Below are 23,186 nucleotides of genomic sequence, written 5' to 3' on the forward strand. Positions count from 1 at the left end.
TTGGTTTTTTTTTGAATGTAAGTCGCTATTGCCATTGACTAATTTAAAAAGTACCAGATTTATCAACTTTTAGTGAGTTGATTATCAGTAGTGCCACTACTAGATTTATTGTAGGAAATAGCCACAGCGCAGGGAGGGATTGATTCCGCGTTTGGCGTGTTCTGGGCAGAAGTGGGAATATGGATATGGGAAATATCAACCTAAATATACTAGGTCTTGCTAGTGGGAGTGTAGTGCTCGACGCTCAAGGCCAAGTTAGACGTTTGTCTCCGGGCGAACAACCAGCGGCCAGCGACATAATTATCAGTTTTGATACTAGTGAAGAAAATGTGCCAAGTGTTTCTGCACGTTTTGTAGATAACCAGGGCCAACAAAATGTGCTAGATACTGATGACGCGATCGCTCAAGTTCAGCGTGCTATTGAAGAAGGATTTGATCCAACGGAACTAGGAGATGAGTTTGATACTGCCGCTGGTGAGGAAGGCTCTAGTTTGACCAACAGCGGTAGGATTGAACGTACTGGGGCTGAAACTCAAGCTGCCACAAATTTTGAAACTGACGGGTTTGAGTCTCAAGGTCTGTCGGAAACTCAAAGTCTTGCTCTTTTTGATATTATCGCCTTTGCGCTTATTTCAGGTGAAACTAATGTTATTGAGTTTGAGCAGGATGAACCTATTGAAACTGGGGGCGCTTTAACGAGTGAAGACCCAGACGTTACCTTTATTGTTAAAGAGGTCGCTGGGGATAATGATCTCGGTACTTTTGTTGTAAACGAAGATGGTACTTGGACCTTCGTGGCCAACAGTCCTTATGATGAGCTTGCGGATGGTGAGCAAATTCAAGACTCGACGACAGTACAAACCTCCGATGGAGGCGAACAAGTCATTACAGTAACGATAATTGGTACTGATGATTCAGCTTTGGCTACTGATGACTCGGGCAGTGTGACTGAGGACATAGATGTAGATGAAACCACCAATCAATTAGTGACATCCGGTCAGATTGTGATTACAGATGTAGACAGCGACACTCCTACTTTTTCAGCTGACGGTGAGTTTAACCTCGTAGGTTCAACAAACGAATCACAGCTAGGTGTATTGAGCATCGACCCTGATGGTGCTTGGACTTACCTAGTTAACAACGATGACGTTCAGTACTTGGATGACGATGAGTTCGTTACTGAAGTTTATACTGTGACAGCAAGTGACGGTACTACGAGTGAGGTGATCATCACTATTAACGGTGCCGATGACCCATCTGATATAACCGTAGGTGAAGGTGATTCAGACACTGGTGAAGTGACTGAGGATGTTAATGTTGACCAAGAGAGCAACAACTTAACAACCTCCGGAACGCTAACCATCACCGATGTAGACGACAACGACGTTGCTGCTTTTGAACCAAATGGTACGTTTAATCCAGAAGGTTCGACCAATGATACAGCGTTGGGTATGTTGACCATTACCGACGATGGCGAATGGACTTATGTGGTAGATAACGACAATGTGCAATATCTTGATGACGATGAGTTTATCACCGAGATTTATACGGTTACTGCGATTGATGGAACCACCAGTGAAGTAACCATCACCATCAACGGTGCTGATGATCCATCCGAAATTACTGTCGGGGAAGGTAACTCAGACATGGGTGAGGTGACAGAAGATGTTGATGTCGATCCAGAAAGCAATGACTTGATGGCGACGGGAACACTGACGATTACTGATGTAGATGCCAATGATGTTGCGGCCTTTGAACCTAACGGAATGTTTAATCCAGAAGGTTCGACCAATGATACCGCGTTAGGTATGTTGACCATAACCGATGATGGCGAATGGACGTACGTTGTAGATAACGATGATGTGCAATATCTTGATGACGATGAGTTCGTTACTGAGGTTTACACGGTTACTGCGATTGACGGAACCACAAGCGAAGTGATCATCACCATCAACGGTGCCGATGATCCATCGGAGATCACCGTTGGAGAAGGTGACTCTGATATGGGGGAGGTGACGGAAGATGTCGATGTCGATCCTGAAAGCAATGACTTGATGGCGACGGGAACACTGACGATTACTGATGTAGATGCCAATGATGTTGCGGCCTTTGAACCTAACGGAACGTTTAATCCAGAAGGTTCGACCAATGATACCGCGTTAGGTATGTTGACCATAACCGATGATGGCGAATGGACGTACGTTGTAGATAACGATGATGTGCAATATCTTGATGACGATGAGTTCGTTACTGAGGTTTACACGGTTACTGCGATTGACGGAACCACAAGCGAAGTGACCATCACCATCAATGGTGCCGATGATCCATCTGAGATTACCGTTGGTGAAGGTGATTCTGACCTGGGTGAGGTGACGGAAGATGTTAATGTCGATCCTGATACTAACGAACTTTCAGTGTCAGGCACTTTAACGATTACTGATGTCGACACGAGTGACATGCCCGCCTTTAAACCTAATGGTGTGTTTACCCCTATTGGGTCTACTTATGCACTTGCTTTGGGTATGTTAACGATTACTCCAGAGGGCGCATGGAGTTATGTCGTTGATAACGATGCGGTTCAATACTTGAATGATGATGACACGGTTATTGAAAGATATGTGGTAACCGCGATCGATGGTGTAGAGCATGTTATCGAGATAACAATCAATGGTGTCAATGACGCACCTGAAGCGACCAGCTTTACGGTCGTTAATGATGAGGACGCGATTATACCTATTCTCTTCGATTCTGAAGATGGCGGCATGCCTGATTACATCTCAGATATAGAAGATGACCATGACGACATTCCACTTAATATTCGAATCGAAAGTTTGCCAACTAACGGCAGCCTCTTGTATACCGACGAAAATGGCGTCACGAGAGAAATTGTACAGTCTGATGTTGATAACGGTGAGTTGTTTGTTCCGAACAATATCAGCTTCGTTGCCGGGCCTGGAGAAATGTTTGAAATGGGCTTTAGTGGCGATCCTGAGGATATGCCAGAGCTTGTTGATGGTTTCTATAATTGGGGTGTGGAAGTTTCACCAACAGAGAGACTTATTACGCTAGATAACGGTAATACGATTACATTAACGATCGAAGATAACAATAATAAACCGTTGAAACAGTATCAAGGTGAGCAACCTCATGTCGGATTTGGTATCGGTGATACAGACGGTAGAGGCATGAACAAACAGGAGACCTTGGTCCTCGACTTTACTAATAATCCATTAGAGGTTGTTGACTTTGGTTTAGATGGGTTGGGTGGTTCATTTAACACTGATAGCAATGTTTATGTTGAAGTGCTCTATACCTTTGCTGATGGCACGACTCAGACGGAGCAATATCAAAAAGATCCAGGAGATACGGGGAATAGCCAAATTCTGTATGATTTTAGTTATTCTTCACCAGACAATCCGATTGTTGGGATGGAGCTGTCATCGACAGGGGGCAGTTGGGAGTTACGCTATGTCCAAGGTAACGAGGCAGTAACCGAAGACCCGCAGTTTGATTATGTCGCGGTCGACTCTAATGGTGCAGAAAGCACGGTAGAGACGGTCACCATAGATATCGAAGAACCGCAGCAATATAACGTTATTAGTGCTGCGAGTAATGAACCTTTGTATGCGGAGTCAGGCAACGATCTGCTGATTGGAGATAGCGGAAACAACATTTTCACTTGGCTAGACTCTGCGCTCGACAACGGTACTGATATTATTAAAGATTTCGAGCTTTATACAGGTGGTTCTGGGGATCTGATTGACCTCAATGATTTGGTCGAAGACCCTCAAGATGAGACTCAAATGGCCGAGCTACTTGATGCGATTGAGGTCTCTGTCGACGGAGAAGATATCGCGTTGTCCATTCCAATCAATGGAGGGGATGATGTCCAAACTATCGTTGTTGAGGGGATTGCGACTGAACTAGGTGGTTCGGTTGACCTAGGTAATGACCTAGCCGTGCTGGGAGAGCTGATAAAAAATGATGCTGCTTAATTAGATAATGTGAAAGGTTCTAACGTTTAACGTAAGAAAAGCCCTCGATTTCGGGGGCTTTTTTGTGTCGAGTACCCGCTAAAGAAAAGGTATCGGAACAACACACAAAAAAAAGCCCAAACCAACGTGGTTTGGGCGGATACAAGTATAGGAGTTAATAAGGAAAATGCAGTAATTAAGAAAGCAGTGAGAAGAACAAGTTTGACGGCCTGTTAAACTTCTAAATACGCTGTTTTCTACCTAATTTATGACTCTCCATTTCTATTTCAGTTCCAAGAAAATTCATTATTTTTTTCTTTTTTTGTAAACACACAGCGATTCAATCGGTTAGTGCTGAGTTTTATTAACTGGTACGACCAATTCGTGAAAATGTGATGTTGCTTGCTTGTTAAATAAATGTACTAAGCGTATATTTCAAACAGTTGTTTAATACGAGTGATTGAAATGGCACCAAGAAGTACAACCAAAGACAAAATCTTAGATGTGGCTGAAGGCTTATTTGCTGAGCACGGTTTTAATGACACCTCTTTACGCACGATTACGAGTAAAGCGAATGTCAACTTAGCTTCAGTGAACTATCACTTTGGCGATAAGAAGACTCTGGTTCGTGCGGTACTCAATCGTTACTTAGAAGCATTTATGCCAGCACTGCAAGATGTATTAGTGAACTTAAACTTGAACGAAACGTATTCTATGAGTGACGTGTTTGAGTCGTTGAGACAGCCACTAAGAGCACTTAATGATGTTAGGCCAAATGGTACAAGCCGGTTCATGTTACTTATCGGCAGAGGCTATACAGATGTGCAAGGACACTTGCGTTGGTTCATTACTACCCGTTATAGCGAAGTACTTTCTTTGTTTACAACGTCAGTAATGAAGGCGAATCCGAACCTCACTCAAGAACAGTTATTTTGGCGATTACACTTCACCCTAGGGACTTGTGTATTCACCATGGCATCAAGTCAGGCTCTGGTAGAAATTGCAGAGAATGACTATGACAGAAAGATAGATGCTAAGGCAGTGGTCGATATTCTTATTCCATATTTAGCCGCTGGCATGTCAGCAGAAGAATAAAACAATAAAAAGCGAAACATTCACAACCAATATAGTGAACAAAAGGATCTGAACTATGAGCTCTCTAAGACAAAAATGGGTAAGTGACCCAGCTTTTAAACTCTTTAAAAAAGTACTACCACCACTATCTAGCACCGAGAAAGAAGCGATGGAAGCGGGTAGCGTGTGGTGGGACGGAGAGCTGTTTTCTGGCAAACCAGATTTCACTAAGCTGCACCAATACCCTAAACCTCAGCTGACAGCAGAAGAGCAATCGTTCATGGATAATGAGCTTGAAACTTTGCTGGCTATGCTTGATGACCACCAAATTGTAAAAGAAGATCGAGACCTTCCTGAAGAAGTGTGGAACTTCTTACGTAAAGAGCGTTTTTTTTCTCTTATTATTGCGAAAGAGTACGGCGGTCGTGAATTCTCAGCACACGCCAACTCAACTATCGTAACTAAGATTGCGACTCGCAGTATCAGTACTGCGGTTTCGGTAATGGTTCCAAACTCTCTTGGTCCTGGTGAGCTGCTTTCTCACTACGGAACGCAAGATCAAAAAGACTACTGGCTGCCTCGTCTTGCTGACGGTACAGATATCCCATGTTTCGCACTAACAGGCCCTGAAGCAGGTTCTGATGCGGGTGGTATCCCTGATGTCGGTACAGTTTGTATGGGCATGCACGAAGGTAAAGAGACACTAGGCATCAAGCTTAACTGGAACAAACGCTATATTACGCTAGCACCAGTAGCGACGGTACTTGGTCTGGCTTTCAAACTGCACGATCCAGAAAAGCTACTGGGTGATAAAGAAGACATTGGCATCACTTGTGCGCTTATCCCAGCAGATCACGAAGGTGTTGTAATTGGTGAACGTCATGACCCACTTGGTCTTGCATTCATGAATGGTCCAACACGCGGTCACGATGTGTTTATCCCTATGGAATGGCTAATCGGTGGCGCAGATTACGCAGGTAAAGGCTGGCGTATGCTGGTGGAATGTCTGTCTGCAGGTCGTGGTATTTCACTACCCGCACTGGGTACAGCAATGGGCCACCTAACTGCAAGAACAACTGGCGCATACGCGTATGTTCGTAAGCAGTTTGGTATGTCGATTGGTAAGTTTGAAGGTGTTGCAGAGAGTTTAGGCCGTATTGGTGGCTTAACGTATCTACTAGAAGCGACTCGTACACTGACAACTACTTCACTTGATATGAAAGAGAAGCCGGGTATCGTCACGGCTATCGCGAAATATCATATGACAGAGATGGCACGTACTATCCTGAATGATTCAATGGATATTCACTCTGGTCGTGCAATTCAAGATGGTCCAATGAACTACTTGGCTGCGCCTTATCTAGGTATTCCAGTTGCTATCACAGTAGAAGGTGCGAACATACTGACTCGTAACCTGATGATCTTTGGTCAAGGTGCGACACGTTGTCACCCATACGTGTTGAGCGAAATGGAAGCGGCAGCAAATCCAGATGAGAAGCAAGGTGCTAAAGACTTTGATAGCTTGCTGTTCAAGCACATCTCTCACGCAACTAAGAACACGTTCGGCGCGTTTGGCGCAGCATTAACTGGCTCTAAGTTCATTAAGGCCGACATGAGCGGTCCAACTAAGCCTTACTACCAAGACTTAACTCGTTTGAGCCGTGCGCTTGCAGTGAGTGCGGATTTCGCAATGCTTACACTAGGTGGCGAACTGAAACGTAAAGAGCTTATCTCTGCACGTCTAGGTGATGGTCTAAGTTACCTATACATGGCGTCTGCAGCGCTTAAGAAGTATGAAGATGAAGGTCGTCAACAAGCTGACCTAGACTACGTACACTACGCGGTTCAACACTGTTTCCATAACGCGGCTAAATCGCTACAAGAAGCGTACAGAAACTTCCCGAACAAGATGGTAGGTAAAGTACTTAAAGGTCTAGTTTTCCCTGTCGGTAACCACTTTGAAAAACCAAGTGACAATCTAACGGTACAACTGGCAGAAAGCTTGATGACTCCGGGTGCACACCGTGAACGTCTGACTCACCTTTGCTACATTGGCAAGGAAGAAGAGGACAGTGTTGGCCTGATGGAGAACGCGTTCAATGCGATGTACAGCATCAAGCCTCTCGAACGTAAGATCTTCAAAGCAGTGAAAGAGGGCAAAGTGGCTCGTAAAGGCTTACTGCAAGACAAACTTGCTCAAGCACTTGCTGCTGATGTGCTAACGCAAGAAGAAGTCGACCAAATTGTGGCTGCCGATAAACTGCGTTACGCTGCGATTCAAGTTGACCACTTCAGTCATGACTTTAGTGAAACTTTGACGCGAAAAGAGTTAAAGCCTAAGCTAAATAGCGTTGCTTAGATAAAGAAACGATAAAAGGCACCTAATTAGGTGCCTTTTTTGTTTTTGTCGTAGAAGTCGCAATAGATGCGTTAACAAATGGTGACTTAGTCAGCAAATATCAGCTGAGTGCTCCAACCACTTGCATTTTCACCACATTTTTACAGAAATTAGATGCCATTTGCGTACGAAACTTTTATCCTTAACCTGATTTTTTAAGGAAGTTGAATATGATCATCAAACCTCGAATTCGCGGATTCATCTGTACTACAACACATCCAGTCGGTTGTGAAGCTAATGTAAAAGAACAAATTGCTTACACAAAAGCTCAAGGCCCAATCGCAAACGCACCTAAACGTGTACTAGTTGTTGGCTCTTCAAGTGGCTACGGCTTGTCTTCACGTATTGCGGCTGCATTTGGTGGCGGCGCTTCAACTATCGGTGTTTTCTTCGAGAAAGCCGGTACTGAGAAAAAGCCGGGCACAGCTGGTTTCTACAACTCAGCAGCGTTCGACAAGCTAGCTAAAGAAGAAGGTCTGTATTCAAAAAGCCTGAACGGCGACGCTTTCTCTAACGAAGCGAAACAGAAAACGATTGACCTGATCAAAGAAGATCTAGGCCAAATCGATATGGTTGTGTACTCACTGGCGTCTCCAGTGCGTAAAATGCCAGAGACTGGCGAAGTGATTCGCTCAGCTCTAAAACCTATCGGTGAAACGTACACATCAACGGCTGTTGATACCAACAAAGACATGATCATCGAAGCAAGTGTTGAGCCTGCATCTGAAGAAGAGATCAAAGACACTGTTACTGTAATGGGCGGTGAAGATTGGGAACTTTGGATTAACGCTCTATCTGAAGCTGGTGTTCTAGCTGACGGTTGTAAAACTGTTGCTTACAGCTACATCGGTACTGAACTAACGTGGCCAATCTACTGGGATGGCGCGCTAGGTAAAGCTAAGATGGATCTAGACCGTGCAGCGTCAGCGCTTAACGAGAAGCTAGGCCAAACTGGCGGTACTGCAAACGTTGCTGTTCTTAAGTCTGTAGTGACTCAAGCAAGTTCTGCAATCCCTGTAATGCCTCTTTACATCGCTATGGTGTTCAAGAAGATGCGTGAAGAGGGTATTCACGAAGGTTGTATGGAACAGATCTTCCGTATGTTTAGCCAACGTCTATACAAAGAAGACGGCAGCGCAGCAGAAGTGGATGAAGTGAACCGTCTACGTCTAGATGACCTAGAACTTCGCGAAGACATTCAAGATCACTGTCGTAACCTATGGCCTCAAATCACAACTGAGAACCTAAAAGAACTGACTGACTACGTAGAGTACAAAGAAGAGTTCTTGAAGCTATTCGGCTTCGGTGTTGAAGGTGTTGATTACGAAGCTGAGGTTAACCCAGCTGTTGAGTTTGATGTAGCTGACATCTAATTCAAACAATCGAATCTAAACGAAATAGGCGCTCACTGAGCGCCTATTTTTTTGTCTTAAAAGCAGATACGGGATTCGAGTGTCGAGATTCGAAAAGATCTAAGAGCGGATGAGAAATTCGAGTGGCGGGATGCGAAGAGCTTTAAGAGCGGGTGTGGGATTCGAGTGGGGAGATGCGAAAAGATTTAAGAGCAGGTGAGAGGTTCGAGTCGCGGGATGCGAAGAGCTTTAAGAGCGGATGAGAGATTCGGATGTCGAGACTCGAAGAGATTTAAGAGCAGATACGGAGTTCGAGGTTCGACGATCTCTAAGAACAAGTGAAAGAAAAGAAGCCATAAAAAATGCACTAATCCAAACAAGAACTAGTGCATTTAAAAATATCTAATCTATAACGCTGAGTAAGCTAGCTAATTATGATGATGAAAGTACCTGCTAAGGTCATCAAAATATTGGCTATTGCGTATGTACCTGCGTAACCCAGAGCTGGAATGGTTGAGCGAGCGTGGTCATTTACGATGTCCATCGCTGGAGCGCAAGTTCGCGCACCAATGATCGCGCCAAACAGCAACGCTCGGTTCATCTTCAACACGTAAGCGCCAACCAAATAAGCAAAGAATACTGGCAGCACACTCACTACTAGGGCGATACCTATTACCTGTGGGCCAACTTGGGTTAAGTGCTCAAATATCTTACCACCGGCGCTTAAGCCGATACCGACCATAAAGAACATCAAGCCGAGGTCTTTGACCATGTTTAACGCACCCTGAGGAACATAACCGAAAGTAGGGTGGTTCGCTCGTAAGAAGCCCAGCATGATGCCTGATAGAAGAAGGCCAACCGCGTTGCCTAGTCCAAAAGACACCTGACCGAATGTCATGGTGATCAAACCAAACAAAATACCCAAAATGAAGAAGCTACAGAAGGCCATCAAATCCGCCATTTGGCTGTGGATTGAGATGAAACCAATTTTTTCAGCTAGGCCGTGCACTCGACTCTTTTCACCACTCACCTGTAGGACGTCACCTTTAGAAAGCACGATGTTTAAGTCCATCGGCATTTCAATCTGAGCACGCACTACGCGGTTAAGGAAACAGCCGTATTCAGACAGGTTTAAGTCAGATAGACGTTTACCTGCGATGCTATCACTTTTAACGACGATCTCTTCTTCTACGATACGTAGATCGAGAAGATTACGGTCGAAAACCTCTTTACCGTTACGGAAGCTTGGGTCTAGACGAGCGTGGCTATCTGGGAAACCAACCAATGCGATTTCGTCACCTTCTTGCAGAATTGCATCACCATCTGGGTGGGCAAGAATACCATTACGACGAATACGTTCGATGTAACAGCCTGTTTGGCGATAGATACCCAATTCACGCAGGTTCTTACCGTCAGTCCAAGAGATAAGCTCTGGTCCCACACGATAAGCACGAATGATAGGAAGATAAACCTTACGTTGACCTGAAGCACCTAGACCGCGTTCCTGAGCGATTTGTTCAGCTGAGTCGTGCAGGTTCACTTTCTGCAGCTTTGGAATCAGGCGAGCGAACATGATCATACTGATTAAGCCAACCAAGTAAGCCATCGCGTAACCCACTGATAGGTTTTCGATAATCAGGCTCAAATCCATATTTCTTGGTAATTCTGCAAGCCCAGAATTCAGAGCATCTTGAGCACCTACCAATATCGGCGTTGCTGTTAAGGCACCTGCCATCATGCCTGCAGATAAACCAAAGCCTAGGCCAAGGTAATGACTGCTGAAATAGGTTAAGGCAATCGCAGTAGAAAGTACCACAAGGCTTAGAATGAGGTAGTGCTTACCGTCTCTGAAAAAGATACCGAAGAAGTTTGGACCCGCTTCAATGCCAACACAGTAGATGAACAGCATGAAGCCAATGGTGAGTGCATCTGCATTAAAAGAAAAGCCAAGATGTCCCATAACGAGGGAAGTAATCAGAACACCGATTGAGTTGCCGAGTTGGAGACTACCGAAACGAATTTTACCAATGGCTAATCCAATCGATAAAACAACAAAGATGAGGAGAATGGGGTTTTGTTCTAACAGAAAAACAACGTCGATATTCACAGTGGTCGCTCAATAATTGGCGTGAAACACAGGGTAAGTTTGAGGGGTGAATTGTATCTAAATATAAATAAATTATAAGCGATATTTTGCTATTTTACTTGATTTTGACCTTATTCTTATTCCGTATGAAAACTGGTTATAAAAAAGCCCGCTACAGTGAGCGGGCTTTCTATAAATCGTACAGTCTAACGACTAAATGGGGCAGCTGTTTAAGGCTTTAGCCTTGATTCTCGTTTGAGAAATCCTAGCTTAGTCGAAAAGACCTAGGTTTTCTTTTGCGTATGCTTCAAATTCTGTGCAGCCGCCGATGTGGTCTTGGTCGATGAAGATTTGTGGCACTGTGTCTACAGGTTTACCAACAGTCTTCTCTAGATCAGCTTTGCTGATGCCTTCAGCGTGGATGTCAACGTAACGGTAGTTGAAGTCATCGCGTTTAGCTTTAAGAGTTTCAGCATGCTCTTTTGCACGAACACAGAATGGGCAAGCAGGGCGACCAAAAATAACTACAAACATTTAATTTCTCCTAAATACGGGATGAGGCTCGTTAACTCATTTATGTTAACTATTCTTTTATGAATGCCACTCAAAATTTCTTAAAACCAACTATGCCTCAATGCTATGGGGAAATAAAGATGGAATTGCCTTTTAATACAATAGGTTTTGCCTATCAGAGCAAATAATGGTCACAAAAAGGATCCGTGATGATTTTTGATGGGTATCTAGGTTGAGTACCCATAATTTAAGAGTGTGAATTACCCCTAAGAATAGGACTTTAATCCATCTTTAATGCGACAAGTTGCACCTCGTCAAAAAAAGCGCATACAGAACGAGGCATCTTAATACTGATGCACTATATAAAGGCTAAATTCCAATAACCAAGAGTTCGCAGTTTTGTTCGGTCATAGGCGCAGGAGGCACCATGTTTCAATTTATGACATCTACAAAGATCATCTTTGGTGATGGAGCACTTTCCGCTTCATTGTCTCTCTTTAATCAATATGGCTACAGCGTGCTATTGGTTACAGGCAATACATTAGAGCGCACTTCAATTGTTACTGACTATCTGGATGCGCAGAGTATGCGTTATCAGCACATTGCCGTTTCCGGTGAACCTAATATCAAAATGGTTGAAGAGGCGGCTATTTCTGCTCGTCGATTTAAGCCAGATATGGTTGTCGCCATGGGGGGCGGCAGTGCCATTGATATGGGGAAAGCGTTAGCTGCGGTTTTACCTAACCAAGGTAATTTATACGACTATGTTGAAGTGGTTGGGCGTAATGTTCCTCTTAAAACTAAACCACTACCGTTCATTGCGATTCCTACAACGGCCAGTACAGGTGCCGAAGTCACTAAAAATGCGGTGCTTAAGTCTGGACAAGATCAAGTCAAAATCAGCCTTCGAAGCCCCGATATGTTAGCCGACGTGGCGATTGTCGACCCGACCTTAACGTACGGCACCAATTTGTATTTGTCAGGACGTGGAGCGATGGATGCCTTTACGCATCTCATGGAAGCATATGTGTGTGGTGAGCCTAATTCGCTCACCGATATGATCTGCGAGGAAGGGTTGCGTAAGCTGAGTCGCTCTGTCATTCAGGCGTGTATCTATGATGAACCTCAAGCGCGTTCTGATCTTGCCTTCGCTTCTATGCTCGGAGGAATGGCGATAACCAATGCTAAGCTCGGCGCTGCGCACGGGTTAGCTTCTGCGTTAGGAGGTAAAATTTCTGCGCCGCACAGTGTGATTACAGCGCGCTTGGCACCATTTGTGATGTTAGAAAACATAGCAGTAGCGAAAGAGCAGCAAAGAAACGACATATTAGCGCGTTATCAGCGAATCGCTCAGATAGTGACGGGTAACGTAGAAGCAAAAGAAGAAGAGGCGATTGCTTGGTTATCTGAAGTGCTGGATACACTCAAGCTACCAAGCTTACTTGAATTTGGTGTCTGCGAAGCTCAGTTTGATGAGGTGTCTGCCGATGCGCTCAAATCAGTGGCGATTAAAGGAAACCCTTTACCGTTGAATCAAGAGAGGCTTGTACATATTCTGAAGCAGGTTTGCGAGGAGTGCAGTTGTGGAGAGGGGTATCATGAGGGAGCTCAAATGAAGCAAGTTGTGCAAGAACAGGCTGCCGAGTCGAGTTTTACCATTATTAACTCTTATGCGTCTGAGAATAATGTTGTAGAGAAAGGCAATAGCTGGACGATCTAACGGTCTTCGAACAGTTCACGGCATAAACTATTATAAACAGATAAATAAAAACGGAGCACTAGGCTCCGTTTTTTAATTCAACTTGTTCTCAGTTTATGTGTTTTCAGGTCATGCCTTAACAGATTAGAACTGAGAATACTTCTCGTAACGTGAATCACGAAGTGACTCTTTCACTCGCTTTAGGTTCTCTCTGAAACCAGAACCACGACGAAGCGTAAAGCCTGTTGCTAGCACATCAATAACCGTCATCTGAACAACGCGACTTGCCATTGGCATGTAAACGTCAGTGTCTTCCGGTACATCCAATGAGATAGACAGCGAGCTCGCTTTATCTAATGGAGAGTCTTTGGCTGTGATAGCGATAACTGTTGCGCCGTTCTCGCGAGCTAAGTTCGCAATCTCAACTTGGCTTTTTGTGCGGCCAGTGTGAGAGATCAGAACAATAACGTCGTTGTCACTGCAGTTAATGCAGCTCATGCGTTGCATCACGATGTCTTCGAAACAAGTGATTGGGATATTGAAACGAATGAACTTGTTTTGAGCATCTTTGGCTACAGCAGAAGAGGCACCCAGTCCGAAGAATGAAATGCGTTTTGCTTGAGTCAGCAGGTCAACCGCACGGTTAACTTGCATCGCATCTAGACTGTTTTTAGCTACGTCTAGACAAGCCATAGTTGATTCGAAAATCTTATGCGTGTAAGCATCTGGACCATCATCTTCTTCAACATTACGGTTCACGTAAGGTGTACCGTTCGCCAAGCTTTGAGCTAGGTGAAGTTTGAAGTCAGGAAAGCCCTTTGTGTCTAAACGACGACAGAAGCGGTTAACTGTAGGCTCACTCACGTCAGCCATTTTAGCTAAGGTAGCAATGCTAGAATGAATTGCAGTTTGAGGGGAAGCCATGATTACTTCGGCTACCTTACGCTCAGACTTGCTGAAATTTTCCAGGTTTTTTTGTATTTTTTCTAATGTATTCATAGTGTTCACAAGGGTATAGAGAACAACTTGCTAGTTAATATCTTTTACCAGGGGGTATGGCTGAAGCAAATATCAGTAAACACAAAGCCAAATGTATATTCAGTATCGTAAATACTGCTGCGTCAAATAGATATCAAGCTAACTAGCACCATAGAGTCAGTATAAACCCAACATACTATTTACTAATACAAAAACAGGGCATGAATGCTTAAGAATATGACAAACCTCAACAAAATTTTAGAAAACTACAGAATTGGAAGAGAGTTTGAGCAAAAAGAATGCAAAATGAGTATGAACTGACAGGTTAGTTACATCAAAAAGAAAGAAATTTTCAATTTGATGCAACTAAAATTGAATGACTATGCGTTGATTTGCGTAACCAGTTTGTTGATTTTGCCCATCAAGTTTGGTGCTAGTTTAGAGATCTCACGTTGTTCCTCAAGCACTGACGAAAGAATGTCATTGCCTGTTAGTGGGTTTGCTAACACCACGCGGAAAACGATGATTGGCTGATGTACCCATGCTTCAGGGTTTAAGCGTGTACGTGACACGAAAGACTTACCTGTTTCACGCTGCTTCTTCTGGATAAACTTAGTCAGTTCATTGAGCAACTCATTCAGTTCGACACGATGTTCAGGCTCAGCTTTAAGGAGTGCAGCTTTGACTGATTCAGGTACGTAGCGATAAGTCAGTAGGCAAAGCTCAGGTTCTGAAACCAGTTCGAAGTCGCTTTGATCTTTAATTAGGTCGGCAAGGTAGCGCGCTTTGTTGATGCTTTGGTCGATTAGCAGTTCATAACCTGGGCGGCTAATGATGTGCATTGCGGCGTAAACCAGCATTGCCATACCTGAACGAGAACCTTCTAACGTATGGCTACCTAAATCTTTTGAGCCTTTACGAAGAATGTATTGAGCATGATGTTCAATCGCTGTCATCGCATCTGGCTTCTTAAACAGAACCATGCCCGCACCCATTGGGATATAAAGCTGTTTATGCGCATCAATCGTGACTGAATCCGCCAGTTCAATACCATCAAGCAGGTGACGATGATTGTTGGACATTAGAGTCGCACCGCCCCAAGCAGCATCAACGTGGAAATGACAATCGGATTCGGCACACACCTCAGCAATGTCTCTTAGCGGGTCGATATTACCGGTTTCGGTTGTACCAGCCACACCAATGACAGCGAAAGGTTTGATCTTGTTCTGCTTGAGTTGCTCAATCTTGAGTCTTAGATCATCAGTACAAATACGATTGTCATTATCTGTTTTAACAGACACTAGACCTTCTTGACCAATACCAAGGACATCCGCGGCTTTTTTCAGAGAGTAGTGACCACGTTCAGAGACTAAGATGGCAAGCCCTTCGTAGTCGTAGTGCTTCATGGCTTTAAACAAGCCCTCTTTTTCCACACCTTTGAACGAACCTTGTGCTTTTAGTGCGTTGTTACGTGCAACCCAAAGCGCCGTAATGTTCGCGATGGTACCGCCAGAACAAAACGCACCTAAAGAGTGGTTTGCGCTGTGCATCCAACGAGAATAAAACTGGTCACTATCTTGATAAATCAGGCGATGTAACATGCCCAGAACTTGACGTTCTAGGGGAGTGAAAGCTTTTGAGGTCTCGATTTTTACTAGATTCTGATTCAACGCAATCATGATTTTTGAAAGCGGCATCAGGAAGTACGGCAACGCAGAGGTCATGTGGCCAATAAAACTTGGCGAAGACGTGTGAACCGAATGAGACACAAGAGAATCGAGGAGATGCTCAGTATGTTCAGAAACAAACTCAGGCTGCTCTGGGATATGAGCATTTGAAAAATCTTTCTCAATTTCACGCAGCGGCTTTTCTTCAGCCACAATATGTTCACGTAAGAATTGATTCAGGTTTCGTGAAAGTTTGTCTTCAATTTGAGTGAGTGTTGAATCTGGGCCTTCAGGTACCGTGAAGATACGTAGAAGACTGTCGAAGCTAACATCTGCTGTTTTTTGTTCCGTAACCATAGCAAGCGAGTTATTTTTCTAATATTGACGCGAGCGGGACAATCTAAACGAAAACGGGAACAATGTCCCGTCTTAATTATGAAATCCAACTTCTCAAAAAAGCATATTAAATGCGGGGTTATTTACACTTAATCGCTTCAAGTTTACTGATCGACTGGTTGTAACGCTGTAGCGCCGAGTCGATTTGCTTAGGGTGGCTAAGCAATTCTGCAAAGGCAGAACGTAGCTCGTAGTTTTGAGCGTGAGGCGTTGATTGGCGGTCGTCGAACGTTGTTTTCGCGATTTTACCAAGCTCATCATCACGTGTTGATAGCGTTTTAATGTCGTGTTGCTCAAGTTGCAACCAGCCTTCTACAGGCTGCTCTGTTGCCACTTTGCTTGAATCGTTAACAATGTAGTAGTTAACCGCAGCACGATTCAGCTCAAAGTGGTGCTTACGACCTTCTAGGAACCACTCACTCACTTCTGTTAGCTCTGGATATTGCTCAGAGGTTAATGCAGCAAGGTCGGCATACCAATTCAAAGAAGCGTCGATGTACGCATCATATTTTTTTGCTTGGCACTGGTTTGTCTCAGACATTGAATCTGCTGCAAAAGAGAAAGTAGAAGTTGAAGCTAGCAGTAATGCGACGCAAAGGCGTTTCATAGTAGTTCCTTTTGTAAGTTTATTCTTTTTATAACTTTGTCGTTACAGGTTACCGTGATCGTTATTTGTTGAGCAATGACACTTAGTGTCTTTTTATTTCGGTAACTGTATCGGTGTCTGGGCATTGGTATTCGAGTTGCATTCTAATCTAAAACAAACGCTATTCCTGCGATCTAGTTAGCAAGAGATACAAAGAACAACATCAATATCGGAACAAGCAAACTGAGGATAAAGCCACTGACGATAGCGATAGGCACACATCGAACGCCGCCTGTTGTTTGAATGACCGGTAGGGTGAAGTCCATCGCAGTCGCACCAGCATAACCAATGGAAGTGCATGGATAACTGCGAATCAGCACTGGAATCAGTACCAAGGCAACTAACTCTCTTAACAGTTCAAGCATGAAAGAAGTGCCACCATAGACAGGGCCAAAGGCGTCACCCATTAAGATGCCAGCCAGAGAGTACCAACCAAATCCGGAAGACATTGCCAAGGCTTTGAACAGAGGGATATCTAGGATGTAAGCCGCGATAATACCACCTAACATTGAGGTGATGATAATGGTGATTGCGATAACCATGCCGTGCTTGTTGAGTAAGATCTGACGAAGTGTGAGTCCGCTATTACGCAGTTGAATGCCGATAAAGAACAGGAGAACAAACAAAATCCATTCGCTTGCGGTATCAACCCAATCAAGGCCAATAGGCAGCACCAAGCCAGCGATTAGCCCTGAACCCACCACTAAGATGAGTTTGGCAGATTCCATCGCCATAGAAGAGAGGGGAAGCTTCTTCTTGCTACTGTCGGTTTTGAGTGGCAATAACTTATCAATAGCGGGCAGTGCCATTAGGTTACAAACGCTTAAGCAGACAAAGAAAGTGACGGTATATAGAAGGATTGTCTGCAGATTACTGCCTAGGTTATCGAGGGCGGCTAAGCTTAGTCCCATCAACGCCAGAATCACGTAGATCAACCGCGATGTTGAGCGGTTGATAAATTCTAATGTCTGAGCGTTCGAAATTGCAAAAAGATACCCCACGACGAGTGGCGCAAATATAAAGATCATCCCTGTAAACATGCTTTCCCCATTGCATTTACTTCATATTACACTTACTTGTAATTTAACAGTGACTTAGAAGCCGCTAGTATTGATCACGTCGCTTAGCTTTGCATTAAAATCATGCTTGCTCAAGTTGCTTAATTTATAAAGCACCTCTGCACCTGTCACGTTTAGTTCAACTTCGTGATCATCGATGTTCTCATCCTTGTTTCTGAACATCAGCAGGTGGTTAGCGATTCGAGCGATATCCAAGTAAGACACTTCACGTTGTTCTTGGTTATTGATGGTATTGCTGCACACATCAATAAAGTCACTGTCGAAGCCCCAACGATTAAGCACCAATTTACTGGTAGCGGAACATTGACCTTGGAAGATTTGTAAAGCGATGTCGTGATCTAGGTAATTGCCATTTTCGAGGTAGAGGTGGTATTCGCTAACCAAACAGAACAAACCAATGTCAGCCAGTAATCCAACAAGCAGTGATTTTTCATGTTCAAGGTAACGGTATTCAATAGGGGAGAGCTCTTTGAAGCCGTTGGTCACCAGTACCATAGTGGCGCCTAGCTCTTTTGATACAGACGCGCTCTGAACCAATAATTTATTACACTCTTTACTGAGGTTGACTGAGTGTTTGAGTTGTTCAATAGCCTGAGCCGTCACGATGTCACGTACTCTTAATATGCCAAGGCGCGACACAGCCGTCATAATATCAACACAAGTAATATTGCGTCGGTTAAAGACGACAGAATTGGCCACACGAATGACAATAGCAGCGAGGCCTGGGTCTTCGAGTAAGCACTCGGCAACTTCAGCAATCCCAGTTGATTCAAGGGTACAAAGCGATTGAATCTTCAGTACAACGTTAGGGATAGGAGGAAGTGTTATTTTTCCCGCTGAGATAGAATGTCCAACAAGTTGGGCAAACTCTGATTCTAGACCCTTTAAGAGAAGAGCCTTATTTTGAGGTAGCCAGAAAAACGATAAATGATTCATATAAAAAGTAAAAACATGTATGTCCTGCCATTTTACAAGCCGCGATGCTGCGAGGCAATACTCATCCGTCCACATAACCTTTAATAATTTGAACCGGTGTATCACTAGGTGTCCAAATTCAAGCATGGTTTGATAGTTTACTGTGACGTCAATCATGAAAAACCAGAATACTCAATTGATTGATGTGAACTAAGTCCAGACTTATTTTTCTTTTCGAAGTATGATTTATTTAAAGGTGAAAAACGAAACCATAATATTCACCTATAGAATAACAAAATAGATTTAAAATTTTCGCATAACAAGCTGCTTGTCTGGTGATCAACCTAATCGGGGTAATTTGATTAAGGATCAACGGATATGACCGAGACAGCATTTATTAATTACGTGAATCAATTTGGTGAGCATCAAAAACGTTCTATGTTCGGAGGTATTGGCCTCTTTCAAAATGACGCTATGTTCGCTTTATTGAGTGAAGGTTGTTTATTCATTAGAGGTGGAAAATCATTAGATAAAAAACTGACCGATCTTGATTGTGAAAAGTATCGTCATGTAAAGAAGCAGACAACAGCAACCGTAAACTATTACGACATTACGGATCTGTTTACCTGTGAACATCCTGAATTGGATAGTATTATTCGTACTTCAATCGATAATTCAATTCAGCAGCGTAGCTTCAAGAAGTCATCAGCTAGCCGTAGATTAAGAGATCTACCAAACATGCAGCTTACGTTAGAGCGCATGGTTAAAAAGGCGGGTGTGGATGATGTTTCAATGTTTATGCAGTTGGGCGCACCTGAAGTGTTTAATAAGGTTCGCGAAGCGTACGGAAACGATGTTGACCTAAAACTACTTTGGAAATTTGCGGGTGCAATTGATGGTATTCACTGGAAACTATTACAAGAGCCACGCAAGCAGCAATTACTGAAGAGCTGCCACTAAAGAAGTTTGCCTTATATGCTTAAGATTACTGTCAATAAAAAAAACCGAGGAATGTCCTCGGTTTTTTTTGTTTCTGTCTTAGCCGGATTTCTTAAAAGACTAAGTATCAAAAGGCTAAGTGCTCGTTAAGAGCTAGCTTGGCTTTAAGTATTAGTACTTGAAGCGAGCAGTGAACATAAGTTGGTCACCGTAGAAGTCGTTAATACGAGCTTCAGCGCCTAGAGAGAAAAGCTCTGTAGAGTGGAAACGCGCGTAAACAGAACCTGTCCAATCATCGTTGTCATCGATAGAAACGTAACCACCTTTACCACCAACTTCTAGTTGTGGACCAAGCCATTGGCGAACACCAATGTTGATTTCCATACCGATATCAGTAGAGCTTGAGTTCTCAGGTTGAACGATACGAGCTAGCATTTCACCTGTTAGGTCTGCCCAGTTGTTTAATGGAGCGTGGAAACCAAGACCTACAGCTGAGTCGTAATCGCTTTCAAATTCTGAATCGATACGTGCTATAGCGTGAGCGTTCGGGTGAATGGACTTACTGAACGCACCACCAAATGTTACTGGGCTAGCACCGATACGTGCTTCAAAGTAATCATAGTTAAAGTTGCTCATTACCTGTGGTTGTTCATCAACAGCTAGTGCTTGACCAGAAGCCAATAGCATAGCGGTAGTAAGTAGAATTTTGCGCATAACGACCGTAAACCTATATTAGTGTTAATTCCTTTGGTTTGAGACAAATCGGCAAACCATAAACATTGAGACAGTTTAATCTAACTCACGGAAAAGTAATCCTTTAAAATGTAAAACCTTACTCATTTAGTTAAAAAACAAGCAAATTAAGGATCAGTATGTAACGGAGATCTCATGTTTTAGGGCGAATGAGAAAAATAGACGAGCGAATTATCCAAAATTTGTATGCATTCGGACGGTTCTTATATCGGATGCCGCTTTTCTCAGTATCCATTAACCAATCAGTGCTATTCACCAAAACTGGTGCGTTTATCCGCCATTGAAGTCAGTATGCGCTCGGTATCCAAGATCGAAGTCCAGTTAAGCAATTGCTTGTCGTTGGCAATGACATAGTCAGTCAATTGTTGAGTAATCGTGTCTCTCAGTTGGTCGCCTTGCCAAGGTTTTGAAATATAGAAATCAAGTGCTGCGTTGTTAATGGCTGTGACGGTATCTTCTAGCCCAGCTTGCCCGGTGAGCAACAGCTTACGCGTTGGTTTAGTCGCGTCGTGTTGGTTGAGTTCGATCAGAAAATCAATGCCGGTTTCTTCTGGCATGATGTGGTCGCACAAGATTAACGCGAGCTTAATACCATCTTGTCCCATTTCTTTGATGACTTGCTTGGCTTCATCGACCGACTCAGCACCTTCAACCAGAAAGTTCTCTTCAAATATCGCCAAGTCCTGAAGGACACTATTGAGAACTTCAGGTTCATCATCGACACATAAAATTAGGTACTTATTCATGAGGTGCTCCTTCTTGTTTGAATGGAAGCCACACTTGCATGTTTGTATGACTGCCTACCTCTGACTCCACCAAAATAAGTCCTTGATGAGCCGAAACGATTTGTTGAGAAATGGATAACCCAATCCCTAAACCAAAGTTGCCTTCTTTTTTGGTGGTGAAGTTTGGGTTGAAAATGGTGTTGATGTCTTCTTTGGCAATGCCGTGGCCAGTATCGGAGATTTGCACCACAAGAAACGTGTCGTCGCCTTTTGTCTGTTGAGAAGTGGTGATGGACACTTTTCCTCGTTCAGATAGGGCATCGAGCGCATTGGAGATAAGGTTGGTCCACACTTGTTGTAGCGAGAGCGACTGGCACAATAAAGGTGGCAAGTCGGTGTCGTAATGCTTCTCTAATTGGTGATGTTTGAGCCTGTTTTCAAAGATCACTAAGGTATCTTCAAGCCCTTCGTGGATATCTGTGTAGTGGCGAACTTCTTCATCTTCTCTAGCATAGCTTTTTAGGCTTTTGACCATATCGGCAATACGCTTGCTGCACACTTGAATTGAGCGGATAGAGTTTCCAACATAATGGTAATGCTCTAAGTCATTGAGCAGCTCTTTGCCTGCGACAGGGGACTCTTTTAATGTGTTTAGAACCGTAGAGTCTTGGCTTAGGTTTAGTCTCACGGCTTTTTTTGCTAAAGCACGGTCATCAATCGTCGACGTAAGATGCTTTACGAGCTGTCTTTCTTGAGCCGTCGATAGTGGCTTAGCTAACTTTGAATGTGCCAGTACGTCAGTCCCTTTATTGGACTCAGGAACGGATAGGTTGGCCAATATCTGGTCGAGATGTTCTGACAGAGTTTCGATGCTTCTTAATATGGCTGCAATCGGGTTATTTAGCTCATGTGCGACTCCCGCGACTAGCTGCCCGAGCATCGCCATTTTCTCTTTTTCGATCAGTTGTTGATGGGCTGATTCTAACGATTCCAGTGTTTGCTGGAGTTTGATCTTATTGGTGATGCTGCGTTGCAAACGTCGATTGAAATGACGAAGCAATAGATTGGTAAACAAAGGCAGCAGGGTATTGTTTGAATGCATCACCTGAGCAAAGCTATCTTTATCCAGCTTGATAACGCGTGTTTGCGTTAGGGTGATCGCGGTAGAAAACGAAGGCTCACCTGTCACAAATGACATCCCGCCGACAATGTTCCCCTTGGAGTGACGTACCACTTCCCGTTGTTGCCCAAGTTCATCTTTCTTATAAAGAGCCGCTTCACCCTCAATGATCAGCCATAAAAAGCGATTGTCTTCGCCTTCCACAGTGAGCAGATGCTCGGGGGAATAGTCACGAATGGCCTTGGTTTTATCATCTTTTGAAAACACATCTTGTAAGGCACTGACGACACGCTCTGCAAGGGCGTTATCCGAAAGCTGGTGGTAATCGTGAATGAAACCCGATTGGAAAGAGTGAATCTTTTGTTCAATGTGCGCTCTGAGTAAGCGCTGCTGGTCGAGTGCGTCGCTGTAAGACAACAGGTTTTCTGAGTCGTATTGGATAACAAAAGAAGTCAGCTCTTTTTGCGCTGATTTGAATAGAACCTGATCTTGAACCGGCTTGGTTAGACAGTGGTTAAGCCTGCCTTCATTTACAGCGGTTAGAATGGATTGAATGTCTGACGAAGCGCTGACTAATATCGTTCTTGCGGTATTACTATGGGGCAGTTGTTCGAGTTCAATCAGAAATTGCACGCCATTAAATTCAGAATGATGATGAGTGATCACCAAGGCTACGGTTTGGTTGTGATCATGAATATCTTCTAATGCGTGATGTGCGTCTTCTATGTTCTCGGCAGTATAAATATCGAATACAGAAGCCAACGGAGCCAGCTCCGAACGTATTCTTTCAATGCTAACCGGATTATTGTCCAAACAGATAACAGCGTATTGATTCACAGCTCAACCTTAATAGTAGCGACGTCTCTAGCCTA

Annotated in this window: 16 protein-coding genes; 6 read left to right on the plus strand and 10 right to left on the minus strand. The window is 43.8% G+C overall.

Translation table 11 applies throughout. From position 1 onward, the window contains the following. Window positions 1-185 precede the first annotated feature (185 nt). The 4 genes from AC3CH3_RS06115 to fabV all read left to right on the plus strand — a co-directional run bounded on the left by AC3CH3_RS06115 (window position 186) and on the right by fabV (window position 8,819). Complete coding sequence (locus AC3CH3_RS06115; protein WP_488537971.1) at window positions 186-3,995, plus strand: VCBS domain-containing protein; 3,810 nt, start codon at window positions 186-188, stop codon at window positions 3,993-3,995. A 444-nt stretch (window positions 3,996-4,439) separates the two neighbouring features. Further along, window positions 4,440-5,069 carry a TetR family transcriptional repressor PsrA gene (gene psrA, locus AC3CH3_RS06120; RefSeq protein WP_488537972.1) on the plus strand — a complete coding sequence of 210 codons (630 nt, stop codon included), beginning with the start codon at window positions 4,440-4,442 and terminating at the stop codon, window positions 5,067-5,069. Window positions 5,070-5,124: 55 nt separating this feature from the next. After that, window positions 5,125-7,407: an acyl-CoA dehydrogenase gene (locus AC3CH3_RS06125; RefSeq protein WP_048609220.1), complete on the plus strand. Its 2,283-nt coding sequence runs from the start codon at window positions 5,125-5,127 to the stop codon at window positions 7,405-7,407. A 209-nt stretch (window positions 7,408-7,616) separates the two neighbouring features. Further along, window positions 7,617-8,819, plus strand: coding sequence for an enoyl-ACP reductase FabV (fabV, locus tag AC3CH3_RS06130; protein ID WP_029405477.1), 1,203 nt, complete (start codon window positions 7,617-7,619; stop codon window positions 8,817-8,819). Window positions 8,820-9,222: 403 nt separating this feature from the next. On the opposite strand, the gene AC3CH3_RS06135 is transcribed toward fabV, so the two are convergent. Both AC3CH3_RS06135 and AC3CH3_RS06140 read right to left on the minus strand, forming a co-directional pair. Then, the gene (locus AC3CH3_RS06135; protein ID WP_019822610.1) at window positions 9,223-10,905 is read right to left on the minus strand and encodes an aspartate:alanine antiporter; all 1,683 of its coding nucleotides are present in this window, start codon (window positions 10,903-10,905) and stop codon (window positions 9,223-9,225) included. A 249-nt stretch (window positions 10,906-11,154) separates the two neighbouring features. Continuing rightward, a complete protein-coding gene (locus tag AC3CH3_RS06140) occupies window positions 11,155-11,418 on the minus strand; it encodes a GrxA family glutaredoxin (protein ID WP_009847069.1) in 264 nt (87 codons plus the stop codon). Between the two features lie 406 nt (window positions 11,419-11,824). Between AC3CH3_RS06140 and AC3CH3_RS06145 the strand changes: the two genes are divergently transcribed. Next, entirely contained in the window at window positions 11,825-13,117 is a 1,293-nt protein-coding gene (locus AC3CH3_RS06145; protein ID WP_488537973.1) for an iron-containing alcohol dehydrogenase, read from the plus strand. A gap of 123 nt (window positions 13,118-13,240) precedes the next feature. Here the strand turns inward: AC3CH3_RS06145 and AC3CH3_RS06150 are convergent, their stop codons facing one another. The 5 genes from AC3CH3_RS06150 to AC3CH3_RS06170 form a co-directional block, all read right to left on the minus strand. Beyond that, entirely contained in the window at window positions 13,241-14,095 is an 855-nt protein-coding gene (locus tag AC3CH3_RS06150; RefSeq protein WP_004734686.1) for a MurR/RpiR family transcriptional regulator, read from the minus strand. Between the two features lie 359 nt (window positions 14,096-14,454). Beyond that, the gene (gene panP / locus AC3CH3_RS06155) at window positions 14,455-16,098 is read right to left on the minus strand and encodes a pyridoxal-dependent aspartate 1-decarboxylase PanP (RefSeq protein WP_488537974.1); all 1,644 of its coding nucleotides are present in this window, start codon (window positions 16,096-16,098) and stop codon (window positions 14,455-14,457) included. A gap of 118 nt (window positions 16,099-16,216) precedes the next feature. After that, complete coding sequence (locus tag AC3CH3_RS06160) at window positions 16,217-16,744, minus strand: hypothetical protein (protein ID WP_488537975.1); 528 nt, start codon at window positions 16,742-16,744, stop codon at window positions 16,217-16,219. A 173-nt stretch (window positions 16,745-16,917) separates the two neighbouring features. After that, a complete protein-coding gene (locus tag AC3CH3_RS06165) occupies window positions 16,918-17,823 on the minus strand; it encodes a LysO family transporter (RefSeq protein WP_488537976.1) in 906 nt (301 codons plus the stop codon). 54 nt (window positions 17,824-17,877) lie between these two features. Beyond that, the gene (locus AC3CH3_RS06170; RefSeq protein ID WP_065675162.1) at window positions 17,878-18,798 is read right to left on the minus strand and encodes an HDOD domain-containing protein; all 921 of its coding nucleotides are present in this window, start codon (window positions 18,796-18,798) and stop codon (window positions 17,878-17,880) included. A 357-nt stretch (window positions 18,799-19,155) separates the two neighbouring features. Between AC3CH3_RS06170 and AC3CH3_RS06175 the strand changes: the two genes are divergently transcribed. Next, entirely contained in the window at window positions 19,156-19,737 is a 582-nt protein-coding gene (locus AC3CH3_RS06175) for a TfoX/Sxy family DNA transformation protein (protein ID WP_017060401.1), read from the plus strand. A gap of 150 nt (window positions 19,738-19,887) precedes the next feature. Here AC3CH3_RS06175 and AC3CH3_RS06180 read toward each other — a convergent pair whose 3' ends face one another. The 3 genes from AC3CH3_RS06180 to AC3CH3_RS06190 form a co-directional block, all read right to left on the minus strand. Beyond that, the gene (locus tag AC3CH3_RS06180) at window positions 19,888-20,430 is read right to left on the minus strand and encodes a hypothetical protein (RefSeq protein WP_017065409.1); all 543 of its coding nucleotides are present in this window, start codon (window positions 20,428-20,430) and stop codon (window positions 19,888-19,890) included. Window positions 20,431-20,717: 287 nt separating this feature from the next. Next, the gene (locus AC3CH3_RS06185; protein ID WP_017065410.1) at window positions 20,718-21,215 is read right to left on the minus strand and encodes a response regulator; all 498 of its coding nucleotides are present in this window, start codon (window positions 21,213-21,215) and stop codon (window positions 20,718-20,720) included. Beyond that, window positions 21,208-23,151, minus strand: coding sequence for an ATP-binding protein (locus tag AC3CH3_RS06190; protein ID WP_488537977.1), 1,944 nt, complete (start codon window positions 23,149-23,151; stop codon window positions 21,208-21,210). Before AC3CH3_RS06190 ends, AC3CH3_RS06185 begins: the two co-directional genes overlap by 8 nt. Window positions 23,152-23,186: the final 35 nt, after the last annotated feature.

The sequence above is a fragment of the Vibrio sp. QJM3NY_35 genome, from assembly GCF_057785915.1.

Coding starts and splice junctions, on each gene's coding strand:
- AC3CH3_RS06115 (WP_488537971.1), top strand. CDS start 186: ATGGGAAATATCAACCTAAATATACTAGGTCTTGCTAGTGGGAGTGTA.
- psrA (WP_488537972.1), top strand. CDS start 4,440: ATGGCACCAAGAAGTACAACCAAAGACAAAATCTTAGATGTGGCTGAA.
- AC3CH3_RS06125 (WP_048609220.1), top strand. CDS start 5,125: ATGAGCTCTCTAAGACAAAAATGGGTAAGTGACCCAGCTTTTAAACTC.
- fabV (WP_029405477.1), top strand. CDS start 7,617: ATGATCATCAAACCTCGAATTCGCGGATTCATCTGTACTACAACACAT.
- AC3CH3_RS06140 (WP_009847069.1), bottom strand. CDS start 11,418: ATGTTTGTAGTTATTTTTGGTCGCCCTGCTTGCCCATTCTGTGTTCGT.
- AC3CH3_RS06145 (WP_488537973.1), top strand. CDS start 11,825: ATGTTTCAATTTATGACATCTACAAAGATCATCTTTGGTGATGGAGCA.
- AC3CH3_RS06150 (WP_004734686.1), bottom strand. CDS start 14,095: ATGAATACATTAGAAAAAATACAAAAAAACCTGGAAAATTTCAGCAAG.
- panP (WP_488537974.1), bottom strand. CDS start 16,098: ATGGTTACGGAACAAAAAACAGCAGATGTTAGCTTCGACAGTCTTCTA.
- AC3CH3_RS06160 (WP_488537975.1), bottom strand. CDS start 16,744: ATGAAACGCCTTTGCGTCGCATTACTGCTAGCTTCAACTTCTACTTTC.
- AC3CH3_RS06165 (WP_488537976.1), bottom strand. CDS start 17,823: ATGTTTACAGGGATGATCTTTATATTTGCGCCACTCGTCGTGGGGTAT.
- AC3CH3_RS06170 (WP_065675162.1), bottom strand. CDS start 18,798: ATGAATCATTTATCGTTTTTCTGGCTACCTCAAAATAAGGCTCTTCTC.
- AC3CH3_RS06175 (WP_017060401.1), top strand. CDS start 19,156: ATGACCGAGACAGCATTTATTAATTACGTGAATCAATTTGGTGAGCAT.
- AC3CH3_RS06180 (WP_017065409.1), bottom strand. CDS start 20,430: ATGCGCAAAATTCTACTTACTACCGCTATGCTATTGGCTTCTGGTCAA.
- AC3CH3_RS06185 (WP_017065410.1), bottom strand. CDS start 21,215: ATGAATAAGTACCTAATTTTATGTGTCGATGATGAACCTGAAGTTCTC.